This is a genomic window from Saccharopolyspora soli (assembly GCF_022678645.1).
Lineage (GTDB): Bacteria > Actinomycetota > Actinomycetes > Mycobacteriales > Pseudonocardiaceae > Saccharopolyspora > Saccharopolyspora soli.
The window spans coordinates 73,663-95,299 of sequence record NZ_JALBWV010000011.1; the positions used below are offsets into that span (position 1 = coordinate 73,663).

22 protein-coding genes are annotated in these 21,637 nt (G+C 68.0%); 14 read left to right on the forward strand and 8 right to left on the reverse strand.

Going from position 1 to position 21,637, the window contains the following annotated elements:
* Positions 1–3: 3 nt before the first annotated feature.
* Positions 4–1,362: an MFS transporter gene (locus tag MOQ72_RS10705; RefSeq protein WP_242182561.1), complete on the reverse strand. Its 1,359-nt coding sequence runs from the start codon at positions 1,360–1,362 to the stop codon at positions 4–6.
* 115 nt (positions 1,363–1,477) lie between these two features.
* Between MOQ72_RS10705 and MOQ72_RS10710 the strand changes: the two genes are divergently transcribed.
* The 8 genes from MOQ72_RS10710 to MOQ72_RS10745 all read left to right on the forward strand — a co-directional run bounded on the left by MOQ72_RS10710 (position 1,478) and on the right by MOQ72_RS10745 (position 8,389).
* Positions 1,478–1,939: a MarR family winged helix-turn-helix transcriptional regulator gene (locus MOQ72_RS10710; protein WP_242182563.1), complete on the forward strand. Its 462-nt coding sequence runs from the start codon at positions 1,478–1,480 to the stop codon at positions 1,937–1,939.
* A gap of 482 nt (positions 1,940–2,421) precedes the next feature.
* Positions 2,422–2,640 (forward strand): recombinase, encoded by a 219-nt coding sequence (locus MOQ72_RS10715; protein WP_242182565.1) that lies wholly within the window; start codon positions 2,422–2,424, stop codon positions 2,638–2,640.
* Between the two features lie 386 nt (positions 2,641–3,026).
* Positions 3,027–4,478, forward strand: a complete 1,452-nt coding sequence (locus MOQ72_RS10720; protein ID WP_242182567.1) for an amidase — start codon at positions 3,027–3,029, stop codon at positions 4,476–4,478.
* A 324-nt stretch (positions 4,479–4,802) separates the two neighbouring features.
* The gene (locus MOQ72_RS10725; protein WP_242182569.1) at positions 4,803–5,057 is read left to right on the forward strand and encodes a hypothetical protein; all 255 of its coding nucleotides are present in this window, start codon (positions 4,803–4,805) and stop codon (positions 5,055–5,057) included.
* 34 nt (positions 5,058–5,091) lie between these two features.
* Entirely contained in the window at positions 5,092–6,009 is a 918-nt protein-coding gene (gene cofE / locus MOQ72_RS10730; RefSeq protein ID WP_242182571.1) for a coenzyme F420-0:L-glutamate ligase, read from the forward strand.
* 35 nt (positions 6,010–6,044) lie between these two features.
* Positions 6,045–6,284, forward strand: coding sequence for a hypothetical protein (locus MOQ72_RS10735; RefSeq protein WP_242182574.1), 240 nt, complete (start codon positions 6,045–6,047; stop codon positions 6,282–6,284).
* A gap of 75 nt (positions 6,285–6,359) precedes the next feature.
* The gene (locus MOQ72_RS10740; protein WP_242182576.1) at positions 6,360–7,103 is read left to right on the forward strand and encodes a DUF418 domain-containing protein; all 744 of its coding nucleotides are present in this window, start codon (positions 6,360–6,362) and stop codon (positions 7,101–7,103) included.
* Positions 7,104–7,591: 488 nt separating this feature from the next.
* A complete protein-coding gene (locus tag MOQ72_RS10745) occupies positions 7,592–8,389 on the forward strand; it encodes an SAM-dependent methyltransferase (RefSeq protein WP_242182578.1) in 798 nt (265 codons plus the stop codon).
* A gap of 108 nt (positions 8,390–8,497) precedes the next feature.
* On the opposite strand, the gene MOQ72_RS10750 is transcribed toward MOQ72_RS10745, so the two are convergent.
* The 3 genes from MOQ72_RS10750 to MOQ72_RS10760 all read right to left on the reverse strand — a co-directional run bounded on the left by MOQ72_RS10750 (position 8,498) and on the right by MOQ72_RS10760 (position 12,010).
* Positions 8,498–8,920 (reverse strand): hypothetical protein, encoded by a 423-nt coding sequence (locus MOQ72_RS10750; RefSeq protein ID WP_242182580.1) that lies wholly within the window; start codon positions 8,918–8,920, stop codon positions 8,498–8,500.
* A gap of 411 nt (positions 8,921–9,331) precedes the next feature.
* On the reverse strand, positions 9,332–10,132 hold the full coding sequence (locus MOQ72_RS10755; RefSeq protein ID WP_242182583.1) for an FHA domain-containing protein: 801 nt from the start codon (positions 10,130–10,132) through the stop codon (positions 9,332–9,334).
* 90 nt (positions 10,133–10,222) lie between these two features.
* On the reverse strand, positions 10,223–12,010 hold the full coding sequence (locus MOQ72_RS10760; protein ID WP_242182585.1) for a serine/threonine-protein kinase: 1,788 nt from the start codon (positions 12,008–12,010) through the stop codon (positions 10,223–10,225).
* A gap of 280 nt (positions 12,011–12,290) precedes the next feature.
* Here MOQ72_RS10760 and MOQ72_RS10765 point away from each other — a divergent pair, with 280 nt between their 5' ends.
* Entirely contained in the window at positions 12,291–13,163 is an 873-nt protein-coding gene (locus MOQ72_RS10765; protein ID WP_242182586.1) for an alpha/beta fold hydrolase, read from the forward strand.
* A gap of 12 nt (positions 13,164–13,175) precedes the next feature.
* Here MOQ72_RS10765 and MOQ72_RS10770 read toward each other — a convergent pair whose 3' ends face one another.
* Both MOQ72_RS10770 and MOQ72_RS10775 read right to left on the reverse strand, forming a co-directional pair.
* Positions 13,176–14,093, reverse strand: a complete 918-nt coding sequence (locus tag MOQ72_RS10770) for an LLM class flavin-dependent oxidoreductase (protein WP_242182588.1) — start codon at positions 14,091–14,093, stop codon at positions 13,176–13,178.
* A gap of 96 nt (positions 14,094–14,189) precedes the next feature.
* Positions 14,190–14,555 (reverse strand): hypothetical protein, encoded by a 366-nt coding sequence (locus MOQ72_RS10775; RefSeq protein ID WP_242182591.1) that lies wholly within the window; start codon positions 14,553–14,555, stop codon positions 14,190–14,192.
* A gap of 208 nt (positions 14,556–14,763) precedes the next feature.
* On the opposite strand from MOQ72_RS10775, the gene hrpB reads away from it, so the two are divergent.
* Positions 14,764–17,190 carry an ATP-dependent helicase HrpB gene (gene hrpB / locus MOQ72_RS10780; protein WP_242182593.1) on the forward strand — a complete coding sequence of 809 codons (2,427 nt, stop codon included), beginning with the start codon at positions 14,764–14,766 and terminating at the stop codon, positions 17,188–17,190.
* 17 nt (positions 17,191–17,207) lie between these two features.
* Here the strand turns inward: hrpB and MOQ72_RS10785 are convergent, their stop codons facing one another.
* Positions 17,208–18,392 carry a hypothetical protein gene (locus MOQ72_RS10785; protein WP_242182595.1) on the reverse strand — a complete coding sequence of 395 codons (1,185 nt, stop codon included), beginning with the start codon at positions 18,390–18,392 and terminating at the stop codon, positions 17,208–17,210.
* 116 nt (positions 18,393–18,508) lie between these two features.
* On the opposite strand from MOQ72_RS10785, the gene MOQ72_RS10790 reads away from it, so the two are divergent.
* From MOQ72_RS10790 to MOQ72_RS10805, 4 genes are read left to right on the forward strand one after another with little or no spacing between them, the layout of a single operon-like run.
* The gene (locus MOQ72_RS10790) at positions 18,509–19,243 is read left to right on the forward strand and encodes an MBL fold metallo-hydrolase (protein WP_242182597.1); all 735 of its coding nucleotides are present in this window, start codon (positions 18,509–18,511) and stop codon (positions 19,241–19,243) included.
* A 36-nt stretch (positions 19,244–19,279) separates the two neighbouring features.
* Positions 19,280–19,858, forward strand: coding sequence for a helix-turn-helix domain-containing protein (locus tag MOQ72_RS10795; protein ID WP_242182599.1), 579 nt, complete (start codon positions 19,280–19,282; stop codon positions 19,856–19,858).
* Positions 19,855–20,427, forward strand: coding sequence for a GNAT family N-acetyltransferase (locus tag MOQ72_RS10800; protein WP_242182601.1), 573 nt, complete (start codon positions 19,855–19,857; stop codon positions 20,425–20,427). The genes MOQ72_RS10795 and MOQ72_RS10800 overlap by 4 nt, the downstream gene beginning before the upstream one ends.
* A 47-nt stretch (positions 20,428–20,474) precedes the next feature.
* Positions 20,475–20,921 carry a GNAT family N-acetyltransferase gene (locus tag MOQ72_RS10805; protein ID WP_242182603.1) on the forward strand — a complete coding sequence of 149 codons (447 nt, stop codon included), beginning with the start codon at positions 20,475–20,477 and terminating at the stop codon, positions 20,919–20,921.
* 24 nt (positions 20,922–20,945) lie between these two features.
* Here MOQ72_RS10805 and MOQ72_RS45140 read toward each other — a convergent pair whose 3' ends face one another.
* A complete protein-coding gene (locus MOQ72_RS45140) occupies positions 20,946–21,548 on the reverse strand; it encodes a TetR/AcrR family transcriptional regulator (protein WP_242182605.1) in 603 nt (200 codons plus the stop codon).
* Positions 21,549–21,637: the final 89 nt, after the last annotated feature.

Here is a 21,637-nt window from a genome sequence, read left to right on the forward strand (position 1 = left end):
GGGTCAGGACTGGGTGAGGGTGGGCTGCCGGGTCGCTGTGGTGGCTCGGATTCCCAGGGCGGCGACGAGCGCGCCGAGCACGGAGAAGCAGCCGGCGGTGAGGAAGGCGAGCCGGTACCCGGTCAGGCCGGGCGCGGTGAGTAGCGTGGCCAGGACGGCGACACCGACTCCCGCGCCAATCTGGACTGCGGAGGTGATCAGGCCGGAGGCGAGGCCCTGCTGGTGCACGGGTAGGTCGCGGACGGCGGCGATGTTCAGGCTGGGGAAGGACAGTCCATTGCCGATTCCGTGAATGAGCAGGGCCGGCAGCAACACGGTGAGATAGCCGCTGTCGGCGTCGGCGCGCAGGAACAGCAGGATGCCGCAGGCTTGCACCAGCATTCCCACGGCTGCGACCCGGCCAAGACCCCATCGTGCGATCAGCTTTCCGGCCACGTTGGCGGCGAGGAAGATGGCCAGCCCCATCGGTGCGACTCCCAGGCCGGTGGCGAGCGCGTCGTAGTGCAGGGTCTGCTGGAGATAGAGCACGGCGGCGAACTGCCACCCGATGGTCGCGCAGGCCCACGCGAGGGCCGCGGTGTTGGCCGCGCGCACCGTTCGAACCCGGAACACGGCGAGGGGCACCAGTGGATTGCGGTGCTGCCGTTCGATGAACACGAACGTCACCAGCAGGACCACGGCGACCATGCCCGCTACCCAGTCGCGTTCGGACAGGGCATACACGACGAGCAGCACCCCGCCCGTGACGGCGGCGGCACCCAGTGCGTCGAAACCGCGAGCAGAGTCGGCCTGCCGGGCACCACGAGGGATGACCAGCGGTGTGAGCGCCACGACGAGCAGCGCGAGTGGCACCGGCAGGAAAAAGACCAGCCGCCAGCTGACGTCGGTGAGCAGGCCGGACAGGACAAGGCCGCCGGTGTAGCCGGTCGCGCCGGCCAGCGAGTAGACGCCGAGTGCGCGGGTCCGCTGGGCCTGCTCGGTGAAGGTGGTGGTGATCAGCGACAGCGCGGCGGGCGCGGTCAGCGCCGCAGCCAGGCCTTTCACGATCCGAGTCGCGACGAGGAGCGTGCCGTCGGAGAACAGGCCACCGGCCAGGCTCGCTGCCGCGAACGCCGTCAGCGACAGCACGAACATGCGGCGGCGGCCGAGCAGGTCTGCCAGTCGACCGCCCAGCAGTAAGAATCCGCCGTAGGCGACGGCGTAGCCCGAGACCAGCCATTGCAGGGTGCCCTCCGACAGGGACAGCTCGCGCCGCACGGACGGCAGTGCGACGCCCATCAACGACAGGTCCATCGAATCCAGGAACACCGCGGTGCACAACAGCACCAACGCCACCCGGCCATGGCCTCGGATCTCCGCCACCAGCTCACTCCATCTGCTCGAAAATCATCTTCGACAAGACGATTTGCGACCATACGGTTGCAGTGATCTGGTGTCAAACGATTGGCGGGCAGACGATCGTGGTAGCCTGCCGGGTATGCCGACCAGGACAGGCGCTCGCACACAGACGATCTACTTCCCGCGGCTCGCGGCGGAACGCCCCGACATCGCCCTGTGCCGCGCCTCAACCGTGGTCGCCCGCGCCGCGGAGGCGGCGGCCGAGCAGCAGGGTCTCGGAGTCGGGCATCACCTGGTCCTCAAGATGCTCGCGGCCGTCGGCCCGCGATCACAGCAGGTGCTCAGCGAGGAGCTACGGATCGACCGCAGCGTCATGGTCGGCATCGCCGACGAACTGCAGAAAAGCGGCTACGTCCGCCGCGAACGCGACCCCGAGGATCGCCGCGCCTATGCGGTCACCATCACCGCCTCAGGCCGGCGGGCGCTCGCGAAGGCGGAGAAGACCATCCCCGAGTTCCTCGATCACACCTTCGCCGCGCTCACTCCCACCGAGCGTGACCAGCTCACCACACTGCTAGGCAAGCTTCTGTCCGCCAGCTGAATCACCCCCCAGCGGCACGGCCGCCCAACTGCAGGACACCACTGCCCGATGGTCGGCGTGTCGGCGTGCTTGGTGCAGAGAAGTCGCTGAGGCTGGGGAGGGCTAGGAGGCTGGCACCGGCTTCCAGGGTCCTTACAATGACGCCGGCGATCCCGGGCGGCTTGACGCAGAGCGCGCGAATCGCATCCACCCTGGACCCACCAAGCAAGACCACCATCCGGTGGCGCACCAACTGGGGTGTCCTACTCGACGATGGTTACCCAGGCTTGTCGTGCCAGTCGGCTTCCGTACCGCAGCGGTCACCGATCCTTGCTCCTCGGCGTTCGCTGGCCGGTACAGGCCAGGCGACAAGCGACGGCTGTTGCGGCGCGTCGACTTGCTTAGTGCAGAGAAACTTCGACCGGCGAAAAGTCGAGCTGGGCGGTTGCACGCGACCATACGGTTCCCCTTGCCAACATGAGCATTCGTGTTTACGTTGCCCCATGCTCGCCATGCACCCGAAAATGCTGCCACGGCTCGACGAGATCGAAGAAGACCTGCTTGCCCGCCGCGCCCGCGCCGAGCACGAGGCATGGCTCGGTGAGGTGGAAGGCATCGACCTCACCCTCACCTTCCTCCGACAGAAACGGGAGGAGACCAAGCGGTTGGCCCGGGTCGCACCAGTTGACCTGGGCCTACCAACGATCACCGCGTATGGATGACCGGCCCGGCTGGATCCCTCGAATGCACTGCGGCGGCGATCCAGCCGACGGCATCATTGAACGCCCTCATCGCGGCATGAGCGGACGTTGAGAAACATGACGACAATTGCCCGTCGACAAACGATGTGTTGGGCAAGGCCCAATGGGCGATCGGGAACATCAACGGTCAGCGGACAAGAATTGAGACATCCATCCCGTTGCACGATGCGGCATTTCATGGCCTGTGCGGGTGGAGTTGGCCCACTGTCGGCACTGTGACCTGCGGTGGGCCACCTTCGGTGGTAGAACGAGTGCGCGACTTCGTCGGTGAAGGTGGCCCGTTCGGCCTCCCTGTTGCGCGAACCGGAATTTCGTGTCCTCTGTGGCAGGCCGATAGCTTCGGATTCATGGAGTGGAGCTTTCAGACGGCCGAAGAGCTCGTTGCCGCGTTGCGCGCCGGTGCGGTGACATCGGTGGAACTGACCGACGAGGCGATCGCCCGTATCGAGCGCGACGACAAGGTGATCAACGCGATCTGCGTGCCGGACTTCGACCGCGCGCGGGCCGCCGCACACCGTGCCGACCAGGCATGCGCGCGTGGTGAGGACCGGCCGCTGCTCGGCATTCCGGTGACGGTCAAGGAGTCGTACAACATCGCCGGGCTGCCCACGACCTGGGGCATGCCGCCGCACCGGAACTACATGCCGGCCGAGGACGCGGTACAGGTGTCGCGACTCAAGGCCGCGGGCGCGGTGGTGCTCGGCAAGACCAATGTGCCGTTGGGGCTGCAAGATATACAGAGCTTCAACGAGATCTACGGCACCACCAACAACCCGTGGGAGCACGGTCGCACGCCGGGCGGATCCTCCGGCGGGTCGGCGGCGGCCCTGGCGTCCGGGTTCGGCGCGCTGTCCATCGGCTCCGACATCGCCGGCTCGCTGCGCACTCCCGCGCATTTCTGCGGCGTCTACGCGCACAAGCCGACGCTCGGACTGGCGGCCAACCGCGGTATGGTCCCGCCGTCCGAGCCGGCATTGCCGGCCGACCTCGACCTCGCCGTCGTCGGTCCGATGGCGCGCACCGCCCGCGACCTCACGCTCCTGCTCGACGTCATGGCCGGACCGGACCCGCTGACGCTCGGCGTGGCGCACCGTTTGGCACTGCCGCCCGCCCGCCACGAGCGGCTCTGCGATTTCCGGGTCTTGGTCCTCGACGAGCATCCGCTCATTCCGACCGGGTCCTCCGTGCGGGCGGGCGTGAACCGGGTGGCCGCCGCGCTCGTCGACGGCGGAGCCCGAGTCGAACGGCACAGTCCGCTGCTGCCCGACCTGGCCGAAGCCGCGACGCTCTACATGCAGTTGCTGATTTCGGGCTCCGTTGCGCGTTTTCCCATCGAATCGCACGAGCAGCTGCGGACCCGCGCCGCCGGACTGAGCGCGGACGACCGGAGTCTTGACGCCGTGCGGCTGCGCGCCATGGTGTTCAGCCACCGCGACTGGATTGAGGCGAACAACCGCCGCGAGGTCCACCGCCACGGCTGGCGGCAGCTGTTCGCCGAGTTCGACTCCGTGGTGTGCCCGATCACGCCGACGCCCGCATTCCCGCACGACCACAACCCCAATCCGTTGGAACGGCGCATCGACATCGACGGCGTCGAGTACCCGTACTTCGACCAGCTCGTCTGGGCCGGCCTGGCCACCATGCCCGGCCTGCCCGCCACCGCCATACCCGCGGGCCGGTCCCCCGAGGGCCTGCCGGTCGGAGTGCAGCTCATCGGTCCGACGTTCGAGGACCGCACCCCGCTGCGGCTGGCCGAACTGCTCGAGCAGAAGACCGGCGGCTTCCAGGCACCGAAGTAGGGCGTACTGGCCAGCTGGCCAGTACGGCAGAGACAGGCGTTGTCGAGAACTCCCATCCCTGCCAACGCGCGCTCGTCGGCAATAGCGGATGTTCTGAAGCGCTGTCGCTGCGCGCCCGCTGAAAGACAGCGGGCGCGTCGAGTTCACCTACGAGAAGAGGCCCAGCGGGACAGCTTCCACTTCGGCACAAGCCGCGTGCGCAGACTTTGACACCCGGCCCAAGATCAAGTTTGACAAGTGCAGAGAAACTTCGAGAAGAGGAAGGTGTCGGTCGGGACCTGCGCCCGAGCGTTCGGCTCACCCTGCGTCCATGAACATGCTTGTGTGAGATGTTCGCTCCTGCGACCGGACCCGGGGCAGCGAGCCAGACTCGAAGAGATCCACGACAACCTCCAAGCTCGCATCATCGAGGCCAAACGCGAAGGCTGGCTCGGCGAGGTCGAGGGACTGCAGGTCAGCTACAGCGGCGTCAAGGACAAGCTGGCCCAGATCGATGCCACGCTCCAGCGAAAGGCGGCAGCGACCGAACTCGGCATGCCATCATTCGGATCGATCTCCGGAAGAGCCTCTGCCCCATGAGAATTAAGCTCAGAGAAGATCCGGAGAAATTTGGATGCGAACACCCGACACGATCGACAATCATCCGCCGCACTACACGGACACCCTTGCGGCCGGGATACCGCTCAAATGGAAGGACAAGCACAACGCCATGAGCTGGGACATGAGGCTACGTGCCCTGCCGGGAATTCCGATGATTCAGGCGGGCGACGACCTCGGCGCTGTCATCGTCCAGGCCGGCATGGACGATGGCTTGCCGCTTGAGCACGGAGATGTGGTCGTGGTGGCGCAGAAGGTGGTGTCCAAGTGCGAAGACCGTGTCATCCCACTGGGGACGGTGACACCTAGTGATCGGGCGGTGCGGCTGGCTCAGCGTGTCGGTCGAGACCCACGGCTGATCCAGTTGTATCTCAACGAATCCCGGGCGATTCTGCGCATCCTGGGGCGGCACGTGATCACCCTCGACCATCGAGGCTTCGTGGACACCGCAGCGGGAGTCGACAGCGCTAACGCCGGCGTGTTCGCTGAGGGGTGGGCGTGCTTGCTCCCCGTCGATCCCGACGCCTCAGCCCGGCACATTCGGGACCGAATCCAGAAACTGACCGGCACGCAGGTTGCCGTGCTGATCTCGGACTCCCTTGGGCAGCCCTTCCGTGAGGGCTCCCACGGTGCGGCCATCGGCGTCGCGGGAATCGCGGCAGTAGAGAACCCTTCCGACGGGGAAACCGACCTCTACGGTAACCCCGCCACTGGCCAGATCAATCGTGTCGACGAGCTGGCCGGCGCGGCGTCGGTTCTCATGGGACAGTCCAACCAGTCTCGGCCAGTCGTCGTGATCCGCGGCGCTGTTTACACCCCGAGCAAGAACGCCTCAATCCGAGACCTCCTCGTCGAGGTTGCCACACCACCGCTCGATGCAGACCTTACCGAGGCTGCAGCAAACGAGGACCAACCACCAACCCCGTGGCCCTAGCCGCTTAGTTCAGAGAAGCCTGCATCCGCTGCCCGATGTTGCACGTCAACCCCAAGATGCTCGCCCGGCTCGACGAGCTCGAAACCGACTTGCTGGACCGCCGCACCCGCGCTGAATCCGAAGGCTGGGCCGGCGAGATCGAGGGCATCGACATGACCCTGACCTTCCTGCGAGCCAAGCGCGACGACACCCAACGCCGGCTCCGCCGACCCGCCGTCAATCTCGGGATTCCAGCCCTCACACGAGCCGCCGACCCGCAGGAGAAGCCGAAATGACACCCCCGAGCGCCCAGCCACGTCCCGGCCCTGTCCGACGCACAGGCTGATCAGCCGTATGTCCCCGGTGGGGGCATGATCGAGCTCAGCGCGCAGGTGCCCCTGCACGAGTTCCAGCCGCCGCGAGAGCAGCTGGTCATCGGCGTGTGCCACCACTTCTTGTTGCCGGGGGAGCCGCTGCTGATATACGCGATCGTCGGCTTGGTCGTGCTGCTGCCGACGTCGGGACTGCCGCGTTGGGCGCTCCTCTGGGGCGGCTTCGTCCTGCTCGCGGCCGGGTTGTTCGGTCTGCAGGGCGGTGTCGGCCTGGTGCCGGGGTTGTTCCTGCTCGGCGGGGCCGCCGTGCGGTACGGACTCGTCGACACGCTCGACCGCAGGGCCGGTCAACTGGCAGGCACGTTCGCGATCAGCTTGGTGCTGGCCGCGATCGGCATCGTCGTACAGGTCAACGCCAAGGAGTCCGAATCGTTCTTCGTGATCTGGGCGGCCGCGGGACTGCTCGGCGCGCTCGCGTACGCATCGGGCTTCTTGATGCTGTGCCGGACGGGACTCAGTGGTGTTCTGTCGACGGTGTTCGTGCCGCTCGGGCGGATGGCGTTGACGAACTTCATCACCGCCACCCTGTTGACCTTGGCGCTCGCGCCGCTGATCGGCCTCCAGCAGCACTCCATCAGGTTCGATCGGATGTTGCTGCTCGCCGCCGGAATCCTGGTCGTGCAGTGGCTGTTCTCCCGCTGGTGGCTGCGGAGGTTCGGCTACGGCCCGCTGGAGTGGGCCTGGCGCTGCGTGACGTGGTGGCAGTGGGTCCCGTTGCGGTGACGAATTGCCTGAACCCACCCGACACCCGGATGCGGCTGGCCCGACGACGCGGGACCAGCCGCATCGGCGACGAACCATATTCAGCCGCAGACCTGGATTCCGCACGTCAGGAGACCGCGTTGACGCGGACGGACCTCCACCATGGATTGGTGGTCCGTCCGCACTCCCGACGCAGTGCTGCCGGAAGCGCACGGTGCATCGTCCGCCGAGTATCCGTTGTGCTGCAACGGAGTTCTCGCTGTCGTGACATTCCGGCCGTCGTCGGTAGATGGGCATTTTTCTGGCGAAGTGCCTTCGTCGGCACCGAGTTCCGGTCAATTGCGCTGGTGCAGTCGGTCCTGATCCCGATCAGCGTCGCTAGGGGGCTGATGACCTAACGTATCCGAAGTACTACGCTGCGGATCGGTCAGAACATTGCGGCCGTGCGCGGGTGCGGCTACCCGGCGACTACGGCATTTCGCGACATCAGAGGAAGGATCGGTGACGTGATGGGGACGCCGCAGTCGCTACCGGAACACGTGGACGTGACAGTGCCGAGCGTGGCGCGGATCTACGACTACCTGCTCGGCGGGGCGCAGAACTTCGCGGTGGATCGCGAGTTCGCCGAACGCCTGATAGGCGCGCATCCCTACGCCCGCCCGATGGCCAGGCTGAACAGGACCTTCCTGCGCGAAGCCGTGCTGCTCATGATCGACAGCGGCATCCGGCAATTCCTGGACCTCGGTTCGGGAATCCCGACCGCCGGTAACGTGCACGAGATCGCGCACGAGGCGGATGCCGACAGCCACGTGGTCTACGTCGACTACGAGGAAGTGGCGGTGGCGCACACCGAGATGCTGCTCGCCGACAACGACCGCGCGGCGATGGTGCACGCCGACGCGTGCGACGTGGACCGGGTGCTCGACGCACCGCAAACGAAACGCCTGCTGGACTTCTCGCAGCCCGTCGGCCTGCTCGCGGTCACGCTGTTCCACTACGTTCCGCCGGACCGGAATCCGTTCCAGGTGATGCAGCGCTACCGCGACGTCCTGGCGCCGGGGAGCTTCTTGGCGATGACGCACCTGTCGCTCGACAACGCCACGCAGGACATCGCCCAGCTCATGCAGCAGACCCAGAACAACGTATTCCCCCGCACAGTAGACGAAATCGTCGAGCTGTTCGGCGATTTCGCCTACTTCGAGCCAGGGTTGGTCCCGATCCCCTCGTGGTTGCACGCGAAGAACGTTGATGCGGAGGACAATCCCGAGGCTGGCAGGCTGCTCGCTGGCGTCGCGCGCAAACCGTAGCGCGGTGCGGCGAGGTGCGCTGGCCGTGTCGCGCTTGGCAACAGCGGCCCGGCTAGCGCACTGGTTTCGTTCCGCAGTGCGATTGCTTTCATCGGTGAGCTGGCTCGCTCACGGCAGCCGCGTTTCGGCCTCGGCGAACCACGCCCGCACATCCCGCCGGAGCAGCGCCTGGATCACCAACACGCCGCACACCACGCGCAGCACCGCCAGCGGGTTCAACGCGAACACCAGGGTGATCACTCCATCGACTGCCGTGATCGCCTCGATGACGATGGTGGTGACGCGAACCCAGGGCAGACGGCTGGGCAGTTTGACGGCGCAGACCAGCAGCACGACCGCCGCGACGATGGAAAGCACCGTGAAGACACCGATCACGGCGTTGGTGCCGTCTGCGGAGTTGTTGCCGGCCGTCAGGAGCAGCAGCAAGACGAATGCACCGGCTACCAGGCCGAGCGCCGCCTGCACGAACATCACGATCCGGACGATGTTGACGATCTTCGGTGCCAGTTGTGCGGGCTGAGGGCTGGTCATCGGAACTCCTCGGAATAGAGTCTGCTTCGCAAGCGGCGGTGGCCGCTGGTGGGTGCGGGACTGATTAGCGCCGCTGCGAGTTCCGCGGTTCGGCTGTGCGAACCCCCGCGGAAGGAACCTCCAGGCGCCATTCGCACTCCAGGTGTACCGGCCCCAGCCGGGACCCCTCCCGCGCCGAGCCCCCGGAGCACGGCGGAGAATGAGCGTGATCTCAAACGGAGCCGTGCCACGGGAGGGCGCGGACTGGTGTGCCGGGGGTCGTCGTCAGGCAAGCGGCGCTAGCCGCTTTCAACCGCTCTCGCAGCTGGCACCGCCGCGGGTTCTCAGAGGTTTTCGGAGTCGAGAAAGCCTCTGGGGTTCCGCTACCCGCACCGCCACGCAAGCAATCCGCAACCTCTTTGTGGTGCGTGATCAGTCGTCGGGCTGGTTGAGCAGTTCCAGGTCCGGCGGAACCAGCGTCGTGCTCGTCATGAGTTCGCGGATCAGGTTGTGGTTCAAGCTGTTTCCGACCGGCTCACCGACTTCGTCCCTGGTGAGGCCCGCCACGCCGTCCTTGGACAGCCGGGTGCGAACCGCGACGACGTTGTGCTCGACCCGCTTGGCAGTCCACCCGGCGTCCGGTTGCAGCTCGGCGAGGTGGAGGGCCGTCTGTCGCCAGGACAGCGGCTGTGGGTGCGCCTCGTGGAACAGGTACCGCTGGCTGAGCACGACCAGGGTGAGCTTCTCGGCGGGGGAGAGCTTCCACGTCCTCGGCGGTTGCGTGGGGTCGTTGTGCTGCGAGGTCGGCTGCTGCCCGTCCACTCCCGTCACGTACAGCTCCAGCAGGTGTTCGCGGTCGTTGGAGCCGCGCACGAACAGCGGCGTGTAGCCCTCGGTGAGCGGAATCGGCTCATCGTCGGTGAACAGCAGCCGGGAGTCGGGAAGCCGGATCGGCAGGCGCCCGGTGTTGTTGACCCACCACTGGTCCTGGTGGCAGGTCAGCAGGCCGTGGTGGCGGCTGACCCGCCGGTCGTTCTCGCCGATGCAGACGTGCACCTCCGGCCGGTTGCGCCCGAACAGGATGGTGCGCCCCTCCCGCGGCCGGACCGTGATGCCACCCGCGATGGCGAGCGCGTAGATCGTGCCCGGCGTCGACGTCGGCACGCCGAAAGCCAGGCTGCCGTGTCCGGCTGAGAGCGGACTACCCCCAGCCACCTTGAGATTCTCGCTCACAGCCACCTCCGAAGACGTCCATTCCCGGTCTCGGCCCAGGATTTCAGGCGCCGCCGGGAGCCCTCCCGAAATCGCTGGGCAGCACCTAGGTCATGGCCTCGGCAACGCGGCAGCGGCGGGCTCGGCGAGACCGGTGGCGAGTCCGCAGAGCTGGTCCGGTGGTTGCGCGCCCATGACCACGACGAGCAGCAGTTCGGCCATCGGCTCGGCGTCCTCACCCGCGTACTGCCGGTGCACGACGCTGACCTGGCACGAATCGTCCCCGTAACCCTCGGGCTCGACGAACGCGTCGTGACCGGCGAGCTGGACGGGCCGTCCGTCGTGGGCGTTCAACGGCTGGTTCCGATCGAAGCGGACGAGCAGCGAGAGGGGACTGGTGGTGCTCTCCCACCGGCACTCCCAACCACCGAACCCGATTTCCGGATGGATGGCGTCGACACCGGGGAACCGGGTCAGCGCATTGGCGTCGAGCAGCGCACAGGCGTCCGAGTTGATCAGCGAGGCGGGCTCCGGCGTGGCACGGCGTGGGATCTGGCCTCGGGAAAGCACTTCCACGGCGCTTGTGACGGCCGTATCGGCCATGGCGCAGAGATCGGCCTGGCCGTCGCCGAGCTGCTCCGCGCTGATCGGGATGCGGGTGCGGTCGGGCAACAGCAGCATCCGCTCGCAGCCGTCGCTGTCGCCGGGCTCGCGCACGATGCCCAGCTCACCCAGTTTCTCGACCGGGCCGGGAGGGGCGCCGGGAGTCGGCTTCTCCAACTGCACCTGGACGTCCACTTCGCTGTCCCCGGACTCCACGATGACGTCGCAGCGGTTGAAGTTCCCGTAGTCGGCGTCCTCCTCGGCGTCGCCGAACCGCGCGAGCGGCAGCGGATCGGTCAACGCACAGGGATCCGCCGTGCGGGGATCGCCGATGGTCGGCGACGGGCCAGATCGTGCGGTGTCGTCGGCGGAACTGGACGTCAAGTCGAACACCAGCCAGGCACCGATCGCCAGCACGGCCACTACCGCCACGGATGTCGCGGCCATGCCGAACCGGCGGCGTCGCGGTGCCCGGCTCGGTCCGGTATCGGAAGCCGGGGCGCTGGCGACGTTTTCGAGAATCTGCTTCGCTTCTGCCGCTGTTGGCCGCTTCGCGGGGTCGACGCGCAACAAGGCGGACAACGCGGGAGCGAGCGCCCCGGCACGGCTCGGCGTGGCGATGTCGCCCGTCGCCGCGCGGCGCAGCAGAACCAGGGGATTGTCCGCCGAACCGAACGGCGAAACACCCTCAACCGCGGCGAACAGCGTGGCACCTAGTGAGAAGACATCCGAGGCCGAGGTTGGTTCTTCACCATTGGCCACCTCGGGAGCGACGTAGCCCGGAGTACCGGTCAGCAGGGCGGAGTCGGTCAGCGTCACGTCGGTGTGCACGGTGCGGGAGATGCCGAAATCGCCCAGCTTCGCCCGGTCGTCGTCGGTGACCAGCACGTTGCCCGGTTTGATGTCGCGGTGCACGATGCCCATCGCGTGCACCGCTTCCAGCGCGCTGGCGAGCTGCGCGCCGAGCCGGGCGACTCGTCCCGGCGGCAGCGCGCCGTGCGCGGCCAGGTCGGGAGCTGGGACGTATTCCATCACCAGCCACCACTCGGTGCCGTCTGCCACCACGTCGAACAACGTGACCACATTGGGGTGGTTCACCTGCGCCAGCGTCTTGGCCTCCCGCCGCAGGCGCTTGATCCGCTCGGCACCGTTCTCGCTGTCCCGCGACAGGGCGTGCTTGATCGCGACCGGCCGGTTCAGTTCTTCATCGGTGGCGCGCCAGACGATCCCGTTACCACCGGAACCGATCTGCTCCTCCAGCCGATATCGGCCGATGACCAACTGACCGGTGCGCACGGCTCCTCCGATCGCCACGGGCCAGGCCCAGTCGTGCCGCAAGACGGACCAACCTTATTGCACCGAGGAGTCCCGGCGGGACCGGTCCCGACCAGAAGTCGGCACCACATCCCAAGATCGGAGCAATGCCGCTGCGTCCTGCGATTTCGTCGAGTCCGGGGACGGATCCGGCCCACCACGCCTCGCGCAGTCGCCGTTCGGGGTACCTCGCGTTCGCGTAGTGTTGCCCTCCGATCGCCCTGATCATGGTGCAGCCCGCGCACTTCCACAGGAGTGGTTCATGACCGCCACCGGCGAAACGCCGACCTTCGTACTGATCCCCGGTTCGGGTGCGACGTCGTTCATGTGGACACCGCTGGTTCGCGAGCTCGCCCAGCGCGGACACCGGTCCTTCCCGGTCGAACTGCCCGGCCACGGTTTCGAGACCACGTTTCCACCCGGATACCAGTGCCCGCAGGACGCCGACCAGCTCGCGACCGCGCCGTCACCCGTGGCCGGGTTGACCCTGGACGATTACGTGGGCCGCGTCCTCGAACTCGTGCGCCGGGCCGCCGAACACGGCCCGGTGGTCCTGGTCGGGCACAGCATGGGCGGCAGCACCGTCACCGGAGTCGCCAACACCGCACCCGAATTGTTGGCTCGCATGGTGTACCTCTGCGCCTACTGCTGCGTCGAACTTCCCGGAGTGCCTGGGTATGCCCCGAAACCTGAAGATCCCGACGACGTGCTGAACCGCGCCCGGCAGGTGGTTTGGATCGGCGCCCCCCGCCGCACCGGAACGTCGCGAACCAACCCCCGCGCCGGAGACCCGCAGGTGCTGGCGATCCAGCACGAGCTCATGATGGCCGACCTCGACCCGGCCGCGACGCCCGCAGTGCTCAACTACGCCCTGCAGCCCGATGAATCGTTGCAGGTGATGCTCGCCGACGCCCGGGTCGACCCGACCACCTGGACCGGGGTGCCCCGCACCTACATCCGCACCACGCAGGACCGCGTAATACCGCCGGACTTGCAGGACTGCATGATCGCGGAAGCCGACGCGCTCTCCCCGGCCAACCCGTTCGACGTGCACAGCCTCGCCGCGAGCCACTTCGCCCCGATCACGCGGCCCGCCGAGATCGCGGAAATCCTGATCGCCACGACACAGCCGTGAACCGGCGGCGGGTCACCGGAAGTGCGGCACGATCTCGGTCGCCAGACGTTCCGCCTGCTCGGCGTGGTCGAACAGATGGGTGAAGAGGATGCGTTGCGCACCGGCGGCTTCGACGTCGCGGAGTTCGCGCACGCAGTCTTCGGGCGTTCCGGTGATCGCGGCGGCCTCGATGGTCTCCGAGCGGCGGCCGTAAAGCACTGCTAGCGCGGCGTTGGTCCGCTCCCGCGCCCGTGCGGCGTCATCGTCCACCGCGATGTAGACGCGTTTGGCGATGGGGAAATCGGCGGCGGGCCGCTCGTGCTCGGTGAGCGCGGCGTACACCGTCCGGACCTGCTCGGCGAACTGCGCGGTGGTGGATGATCCGGCGCCGAAGAAACCGTTGCCGTGCCGGACCGCTCGGCGCACCGCTGCTGGACTGCTGCCACCGAACCAGATCGGTGGATGCGGTTTCTGGAACGGCTTTGGCTCCATGGCCGCGTCTTCCAGCTGCCAGAACTGCCCGTCGAAGTTGACCCGCGACTGCGTCCACAACTCCTTCATCAGTGCCAGGCCCTCGTTGAACTGACCGACGAAGCGGGCCGGGTCGACGCCGAACGCCGCGAACATCCGGCCCCGCCCGCCGGTGCCGACGCCGACCTCAAGACGACCCCGGCACAGCTGGTCCAGGGTGCTCAGACTTTTCGCCAGGTGCACTGGGTTGTGCAGCGTGGTCACGAACACCGCGCAACCGAGCCGCAGCCGCTCGGTCTGGGCCGCGGCGAAGGTCATCGTCTCAATCGGACTCAGCTGGGGCATCGTGCCCAGCACCTGTTCCTGGGTCCACGCGCTGTCGAAGCCGAGTTCCTCGACCCGGTTCAGGTAAGCGGCGAAGGCGGCCGCGTCGAACTCGCCGTCGGCGAAGAACTGCGGAATCGAGATCGCGAACTCCATCCGCCCATCGTATCCCCGCGCCGCCCCGGCCGCGCGCCGCCAGTAGACACCGCGCAGGGCGGATTTCCATGCTGTACAAGCACAATCCGCACCCGCCTAAGGCGTTGGGAGGACGATCGCGAGCACCGCGGCTGCCGCGCCTGCCAGGCCGAACGTGCCCAGGCCGAGGGCCCAGATCAGGTACGAGCGAACTCTGATGACTCGTCGCCGGGGGCGTCCGGCCGCGCGGGCGCGGGCCTCGCCTTTGCCGAACAGCTCGATCCAGCCGTGTTCCCGCTCGATCTGCTGGAGCAGGACCGAGTCCGTGACCTCGTTGTTCCGCAGCCGCAACAGGAGCTGGGTGGACATCGCGGCGACCATGACCGACAGCAGGCCGCCGACGATCGACGCTAGTCGCGAGGACTGCGCTCCATATGCCAGGGAGAGCAAGAAGGACTGCGCGGTGACCGACAGCGCGGGCACCTGCCACATGATGGTGTCGAACGATTGGCGACGCGGCCAAGACCTGGTATTGGGTCAACGTCGCAGGCGAGGCCGCTGGAATTTTCGGCGCCTCGACGTCAATGCTGTTGGTCACGCGGGAAGCGTCTCACGGGACAGCCCCGCACCGGTCCACGTCTGGAGAAGGTCGGACGACGGGCCCGTCGCGAGGTGGCAGGATAGCAACGTTATGTTCGAATTCCCCGACCTTCCGGTGCGCGCCGTGCTCGGTGACCTCACCGAGGCTCTGGCGCAGCGCGGTACGGCGGTGTTGGTGGCCCCACCGGGTACGGGCAAGACGACGCTCGTGCCGTTGGCGTTGGCCGAGCAGGGACTTCGCGTCGTCGTGGCCGAGCCGCGCAGACTGGCCACCCGAGCTGCGGCGGAACGCATGGCGAGCCTGCTGGGCGAGCGCGTTGGGCAGCGCGTGGGGTACTCGGTGCGCGGTGAGCGCCGCCGCGGTGCGGACACCGTCGTCGAGGTCGTGACGTCCGGCCTGCTGGTGCGGCGCCTCCAGTCGAACCCGGAACTGACCGGGATCGACGTGGTGGTGCTCGACGAGTGCCACGAACGACACCTCGACGCGGATCTGCTGTTGGCACTGCTGCTGGACGCGCGGGACGGACTGCGGCCGGACCTGCGGATCCTGGCGACCTCGGCCACGGTGGCCGCCGGTCGCGCCGCGGAACTGCTCGGTGGCGCTCCGGTGCTCGAAGCGCGTGCGCGAACCCATCCGGTGCGCACCGCTTACCTGCCAGCGCGCCGGGGTGAGCGGATCGAGTCGTGCGTGGCGCGAGCCGTGCGCACCGCGCTGGCCGAGCAGGACCGCGATGTGCTGGCGTTCCTGCCCGGCGCCGCCGAGATTCGCCGCACCTCGCAGCAATTGTCCGATTCATCCGATGTGGATGTGGTCCCACTGCACGGCAGGCTCACCCATGCGCAGCAGGATTCGGCCCTGCGTGCGGGGAATCGGCGCCGGGTCGTGCTGGCGACGGCGGTGGCCGAATCGAGCCTGACCGTGCCAGGCGTGCGTGCTGTCGTCGATTCGGGACTGTCCCGCGTGTCGCGTGTGGACAACCGCCGCGGGCTGTCCGGGCTGGCCACGGTGCGGGTGTCCGCTGCGGTCGCCGACCAGCGGGCGGGGCGCGCCGGGCGGCAGGGACCCGGTGTGGTCTACCGCTGCTGGCCGGAGCACGAGCACAGCACGCTGCCCGCCCACCCGGAACCGGAGATCCGGACTGCGGATCTGACCCGGCTCGCCCTGGAGTTGGCGTGCTGGGGGACACCGGACGGGTCGGCGCTGACGTGGTGGGACCAGCCGCCCGACGGAGCTCTGGCGGCCGGACGGGAGGTGTTGCGCGGCCTCGGCGCACTGGAATCCTCGGGCGCGGTCACCGACCGGGGGCGCCGGATGGCCGAACTCGGTCTGCACCCGAGGCTGGCCCGTGCCTTGCTGGACGGCTGCGAGTTGGCGGGCACGGACATCACGACCGAGGTCGTCGCGCTGCTCGATGACGACACCTTGACCACCGAAGCCGACGTGACCGTCGCGCTCGCCCAGTTGCGCCGGGGTGTGCCGGGCAGCCAGCGGTGGCACCGCGAGGTCCGCAGGCTGCGGGCGTCGGTGAAACTGCATGCTGGGACAACGGCACGGGGTGATGCGGCGCTGGTCGTCGCGTTGGCGCACCCGGAGCGCCTGGCACGACGTCGGGGAGCGGAGTCGGCGGTGTACCTGATGGCCTCCGGGACGGCGGTGGAGTTGCCAGCGAACTCCGGATTGCGCGACTCGGAGTGGTTGGCGGTCGCCGTTGCCGACCGTGCGCCGGGCAATTCCCACGGCACGATCCGCTTGGCCGCGTCAGCGGACGAGGCGTTGGCCAGGCAAGCGGCGCCCGCGCTGGTGACCACCGCCGATGAGATCGGCTGGCGCGAGGGGGAGGTGCGGGCGATCCGCGTCGAGCGGCTCGGCTCGATCGTCCTGGGCCAACGGCCGATTCGCGATCCGGACCCCGCGAAAGTCCGGCTCGCGGTCTTGGACGGTCTTCGCGCGGAAGGGCTGGAACTGCTGCACTGGACTGACGAGGCACGGCGGCTGCGGCAACGGCTCGGGTTCCTGCACGCCGCGCTCGGCGAGCCCTGGCCAGCCACCGACGAGGAATCCCTCTTGTCCGCAGCGGATCTATGGTTGGAGCCGGAGCTGTCCGGCGCGAAGCGACGGGCGGATCTCCGGATCTCGGCGAGCACCGCGTTGCGGCGACTGATCCCCTGGCCGGTGGCCGGGCGGCTGGACGAGCTCGCGCCGGAGCGGATCGAAGTCCCCTCCGGCTCCCGAATCAAAGTGGACTACCGGGAAGAACAACCGGTCCTACCGGTGAAGCTGCAGGAGGTCTTCGGCTGGCAGGACGTTCCGCGCATCGCCGACGGGAAGGTCCCGGTGGTGCTGCACCTGCTTTCGCCCGCCGGGCGCCCGGCCGCGGTCACCGCGGACCTCGATTCGTTCTGGCGCAACGGATACCAGCAAGTGCGCGCGGAACTTCGCGGTCGGTACCCGAAGCACCCCTGGCCGGAGAACCCCGCCACGGCGGCACCCACCCGCCGCACCGGGAACCGGCGCTGAGTCCGCCAGACCGCGAATCAGTCCACGACGGTCGCTTCGAAGGGATTGCCGTATTGGTCCAAGGAGATGACAGCGACCGGGCCGTCCGCCGGGCCGTACAAGGCGGTGGTCCGGTTGCCGTACTGCACGGGCAGTTGCGGTATCGTCGCCAACTGCTCCGGATTGCGCACCACGAGTATCGAGGTGGCGCCGGATGGGCCGGGAACCCGGACGGGCGGTGGGGAGCTGTTGTTGCCGTCGGTCCGCAGGGGCACTCCGATCGTCGCGGGGCGACCGGGTTGGACCACCGCGAGAGTCTCTTCGAGATCCCCACCAGCAACCCTGAGCACGACGTGCACGATCTCCGCCGGAGCACCGCCCCAGTCGGCCAAGCTGCCCGTCGTGTCGTTGAACGCGATAGGTCCGCCAACCGAACCCACCAGCAGATCCGAATTGCGCTCCAGCCCGCCCCGAGCGCACGTCAAGCCGCTGATCAGGGACGTGAGGTTCTGGATGGCCCGATCGCCGGTGGGAGTGCGCAGCGGCTCGGCGCCCCACGGGAGCAGCACCAGGTCTCCGATCGTGATGATCGGTTGTTGGCACGACCCCGTTGCGCCGTAGGGGGCTGTGCGCGGGAGCACTGCCACGCCGTCGGCCCGCGCCTCGATCGCCAGCGGTGCGGGCGTGCTGACAGACAGCACGCTGATCTCGGACAGGTCTGCGCGCAGGAGCACTCCGACGTCGGGAACGCTGATACCCGGATCAGCGGGGTGGAACGGGACCACTTCCTGAAGTCCGCTCCACTGGGGGTTCTCCTGGTTGCGGACGTACTTCGCGACGTAGACCTGCGCCGGGGCCGACGGACGGACGCTGCTCTGGTCTTGGGGTTCTTCGATGGCGACCACGGCGTGCGGTACCGGAGGCCGACCGTTCGGGGACGGAACGTTGCCGAGCCACAGCAGATGTGCGTTCTCGCCGATACGCACATCGATCTGGTGGCGCAGCTCCTCGTCCGCGGCAAGATCACCCCGAGTCGGCCACCCGTTCCAGGAGTCGGACGCGCCGTCCGGGGCCTGGAATCCCGTGCCTCGGCCGATGATCACGACCGCGACGACGACGAGCAGCGCGCCGAGGCCGATCAGCAGGAGTCGTCCCCGCGCGGTGCCGAATCGGCTGTCCGAACCTGCGAGGTCATCATTGCCGGAAAGCCGTCGGCGCGCCATGAAGATCAGCTTATGTTTCCGATCAACCAGCCGTTGTCGCGATTCGCCCCTCGTTCTCCCGCCGTTGGCCGACAAGACCGGGAAGGTTCACTTTGCACCAGCTGAGGAGTTGAGACATGGAGATCAGGTTCGTCGGCAGCGGGGACGCCTTCGGCAGCGGTGGTCGGTTCCAGACCTGCATCCGGGTACGGGCCGGGGGCCGCACCGCCCTGGTCGACTGCGGCGCCACCAGCCTGACCGCGATGAAAGCCCAGCAGCTCGACCCGGGCGAGGTCGACGTGGTCGTGCTCAGCCACCTGCACGGCGACCACTTCGGCGGGCTGCCCTTCCTAGTCCTGGACGGCCAGTTCACCCGGCGCACCAAGGCGCTGACCGTGCTCGGTCCGGTCGGAACCGCCAGCCGACTCCGCCAGGCGATGGAGACGTTCTATCCGGGGTCCGCATCGGTCCAGCGCCGGTTCGAGCTCAACGTCGTCGAACTCGACGGCGCCGGTGGCAGTCAGCACGCGGGGCCCCTCCAGGTCCGCAGTTGGGAAGTCGACCACGCCAGCGGCGCACCCGCGCTCGCGGTGCAGGTGAGCCTGGGCGGCACCACCTTCGCCTACTCCGGGGACACGGCGTGGACACCCGCTCTGATCCGCGCCGCCGAGCATGCCGATCTGTTCGCGTGCGAGGCGTACACCTACGACAAGCCGGTGCGCTACCACCTGGACTACCGCACCCTGCGCCAGCACGCCCACGACCTGGCGGCCGACCGCCTGATCCTGACCCACATGGGCCCGTCGATGCTCGACCGAATCGACGAGATCGACCACACCACCGCCAGCGACGGCCTCGTCTTGGAGATTTAACCTGGCTGTTCTCTCATGTGGGATACGATCCCACATGTGAGATCGACGGAGGAGATGGCACCCGAGCACGTAGAGGCCCGCTTGGCGGGTCGACTCGCGGAGCTGCGGGTAGAGCGCGGGTGGTCGCTGGAGGAGCTGGCGCGGCGCACCGGCATCAGCCGCTCGACGTTGTCGCGCCTGGAGCGGGCGGAGATCAGCCCGACGGCGACGTTGTTGAACAGGTTGTGCGCGGCGTACGAGCGGACGATGTCGCGACTGCTGGCGGAGGTGGAATCAGAGCCGCCGCAACTGGTTCGGGCCGACCAGCAGGCGGTGTGGCGCGACGGGGCCTCGGGCTTCACCCGGCGGTCGGTGTCGCCGCCCCATCCGGGACTGCGCGGCGAGATCGTCGAGGGCGTGCTGCGGCCGGGCGCGGACATCTCCTACGACGGGCCGCCGGTACCGGGCCTTGAGCAGCACATCTGGGTGCTGGAGGGCGTGCTGGAGGTCACCGCCGGAGGCGTGTACCGGGTTTCGGCGGGAGACTGCCTGCGTTTCCGGTTGTGGGACCGCTCTCGGTTCCACAACCCAGGCCCCGATCCGGTCCGCTACGCACTGGTGGTCGTCCTGCCATGAGCAGCCGGCAGCCGAATCCGGTCACCTCGCGCGAGCCGAAGGAGCCCCAGTTGCACACCATCACCCGCCTGTCGGCCGATGACTTCCGCGACCGCGTGAAGGGTCTGGCCGACGTCTTGGTCTCGGTCGTCGCCGACGGCTCGTCGCTCGGGTTCCTCGCTCCGTTCGACCAGGATGCCGCGATGGCTTGGTGGCACGCCCAGCAGCCCGCAGTGGCAGATGGCAGCCTCGTCGTCTGGGCCGCCAGCGCATCCGAGGGCATCACCGGCACCGTGAGCCTGGTGTTGGAAAACACGCCCAACGGGCGGCACCGAGCCAAGATCGCCAAGCTGATGGTGCACCGGGACGCTCGCGGTCGTGGTCTGGGCCGCGCACTGCTCACCACCGCCGAACGAGCCGCAACCCAAGCCGGAGCCACGCTCCTGATGCTGGACACCGTGACCGGCAGCGCCGCGGAGCAGCTCTACCGCGCCGCTGGCTGGACGCGATACGGCATCGTCCCCGACTACGCGGCCGACCCGACCGGCTCCCTCGAAGACTGCAGCTTCTTCTACAAGCAACTCACCTGAGCCGTCCGGAGTTGGACAGCCGATTCAGCCGTGGTCAGACTGCCAGGATGACGATCATCCGACCCGCGCAGCGCAGCGATGCCAGCGCGCTGTCCGAACTGGCTCGCAAGGCGTACGCGCACTACACCGAGCGCATGGGTAAGGAACCAGCGCCGATGAAGGAGGACTACCGGGCCCTCGTCGAAACCGGTGGGGTTTGGGTGGCCGAGCGGGACGGTGTGCTGGTGGGCTTGCTCGTCCTGAAACTCGAGCCCGACCACGTGCTGCTGGACAACGTCGCCGTCTCGCCCGACGCGCAGGGCAGCGGACTGGGCGCCCGGCTGCTGGAGTTCACCGACGATCAAGCGCGCCAGCACGGCGTCGCGGAAGTCAGGCTGTACACCAACGAGGCCATGGCGGAGAACCTCGCGTACTACGCGCGCCGCGGGTTCGTCGAGACGCACCGGGCCGTCGACCACGGCTACCGCCGCGTGTTCTTCACCAAGCGGCTCTGACCGTCCACAGTGGTCTTCGGCGGTTCAGCGCGCGCGGTGTCCCGGTGGTAGCGCGCGCAATGCCGCTTCCGCCGTGCGCAGGAGCGATCTCCTCCCGACCCCGGCCTTGCCGAGCGCTTCGATCCCGCGCAGCGTGGCGAGCAGCAGGCCACCGAGCTCGCGCGCGTCGGCGTCGGGATCGATGTCCCGGTCCCGCTGGGCCTCCTGCACGCATGCGGTAAGCAGGTTCTCCAGCTCGACGAACGTCTTCAGAGCGCGTTCGGCCACGGCTGGGTCGTGGCTGGTGAGTTCGGCCGTGCTCTTGGCCAGCAGGCAGCCGCGGTGCGCCTTGTCGGCGATGACTGACTTGGTCGTGCCGACCACGTGCGCGCGCAATCGGTCGATGGCCTTGCCGGGGCCCTCGAACAGCTCCTTTTCGACGTGTGAAACGGCTTCGGTGCAGTAGTCGTCGAAGGCGCGCAGGTAGAGCTGGTGCTTGTCGCCGAAGGCGCCGTAGAGGCTGCCCTTGCCCAGTCCGGTCGCCTTCGTCAGGTCGATGATGGAGGTCCCGGCGAAGCCGGTGTCCCAGAACTGATCGCGCGCTGCCCGTACCACGGCGGCTTCGCTGAACTCGCGCGGTCTGGCCACGAGTCGATGTTAGCAGTTCTGGACCGTTCGGTACGACATTGTGCGGGTGTCCGTCTTTGTTCTTGTTTTTGAAGTGGCGAAGCCGCTCA

Bases quoted from the DNA above. Each gene is read 5' to 3' on its own strand.
- MOQ72_RS10710 (WP_242182563.1), top strand. From the start codon at position 1,478: ATGCCGACCAGGACAGGCGCTCGCACACAGACGATCTACTTCCCGCGG.
- MOQ72_RS10715 (WP_242182565.1), top strand. From the start codon at position 2,422: ATGCTCGCCATGCACCCGAAAATGCTGCCACGGCTCGACGAGATCGAA.
- MOQ72_RS10720 (WP_242182567.1), top strand. From the start codon at position 3,027: ATGGAGTGGAGCTTTCAGACGGCCGAAGAGCTCGTTGCCGCGTTGCGC.
- cofE (WP_242182571.1), top strand. From the start codon at position 5,092: ATGCGAACACCCGACACGATCGACAATCATCCGCCGCACTACACGGAC.
- MOQ72_RS10735 (WP_242182574.1), top strand. From the start codon at position 6,045: ATGTTGCACGTCAACCCCAAGATGCTCGCCCGGCTCGACGAGCTCGAA.
- MOQ72_RS10740 (WP_242182576.1), top strand. From the start codon at position 6,360: ATGATCGAGCTCAGCGCGCAGGTGCCCCTGCACGAGTTCCAGCCGCCG.
- MOQ72_RS10745 (WP_242182578.1), top strand. From the start codon at position 7,592: ATGGGGACGCCGCAGTCGCTACCGGAACACGTGGACGTGACAGTGCCG.
- MOQ72_RS10750 (WP_242182580.1), bottom strand. From the start codon at position 8,920: ATGACCAGCCCTCAGCCCGCACAACTGGCACCGAAGATCGTCAACATC.
- MOQ72_RS10765 (WP_242182586.1), top strand. From the start codon at position 12,291: ATGACCGCCACCGGCGAAACGCCGACCTTCGTACTGATCCCCGGTTCG.
- MOQ72_RS10770 (WP_242182588.1), bottom strand. From the start codon at position 14,093: ATGGAGTTCGCGATCTCGATTCCGCAGTTCTTCGCCGACGGCGAGTTC.
- hrpB (WP_242182593.1), top strand. From the start codon at position 14,764: ATGTTCGAATTCCCCGACCTTCCGGTGCGCGCCGTGCTCGGTGACCTC.
- MOQ72_RS10785 (WP_242182595.1), bottom strand. From the start codon at position 18,392: ATGGCGCGCCGACGGCTTTCCGGCAATGATGACCTCGCAGGTTCGGAC.
- MOQ72_RS10790 (WP_242182597.1), top strand. From the start codon at position 18,509: ATGGAGATCAGGTTCGTCGGCAGCGGGGACGCCTTCGGCAGCGGTGGT.
- MOQ72_RS10800 (WP_242182601.1), top strand. From the start codon at position 19,855: ATGAGCAGCCGGCAGCCGAATCCGGTCACCTCGCGCGAGCCGAAGGAG.
- MOQ72_RS10805 (WP_242182603.1), top strand. From the start codon at position 20,475: ATGACGATCATCCGACCCGCGCAGCGCAGCGATGCCAGCGCGCTGTCC.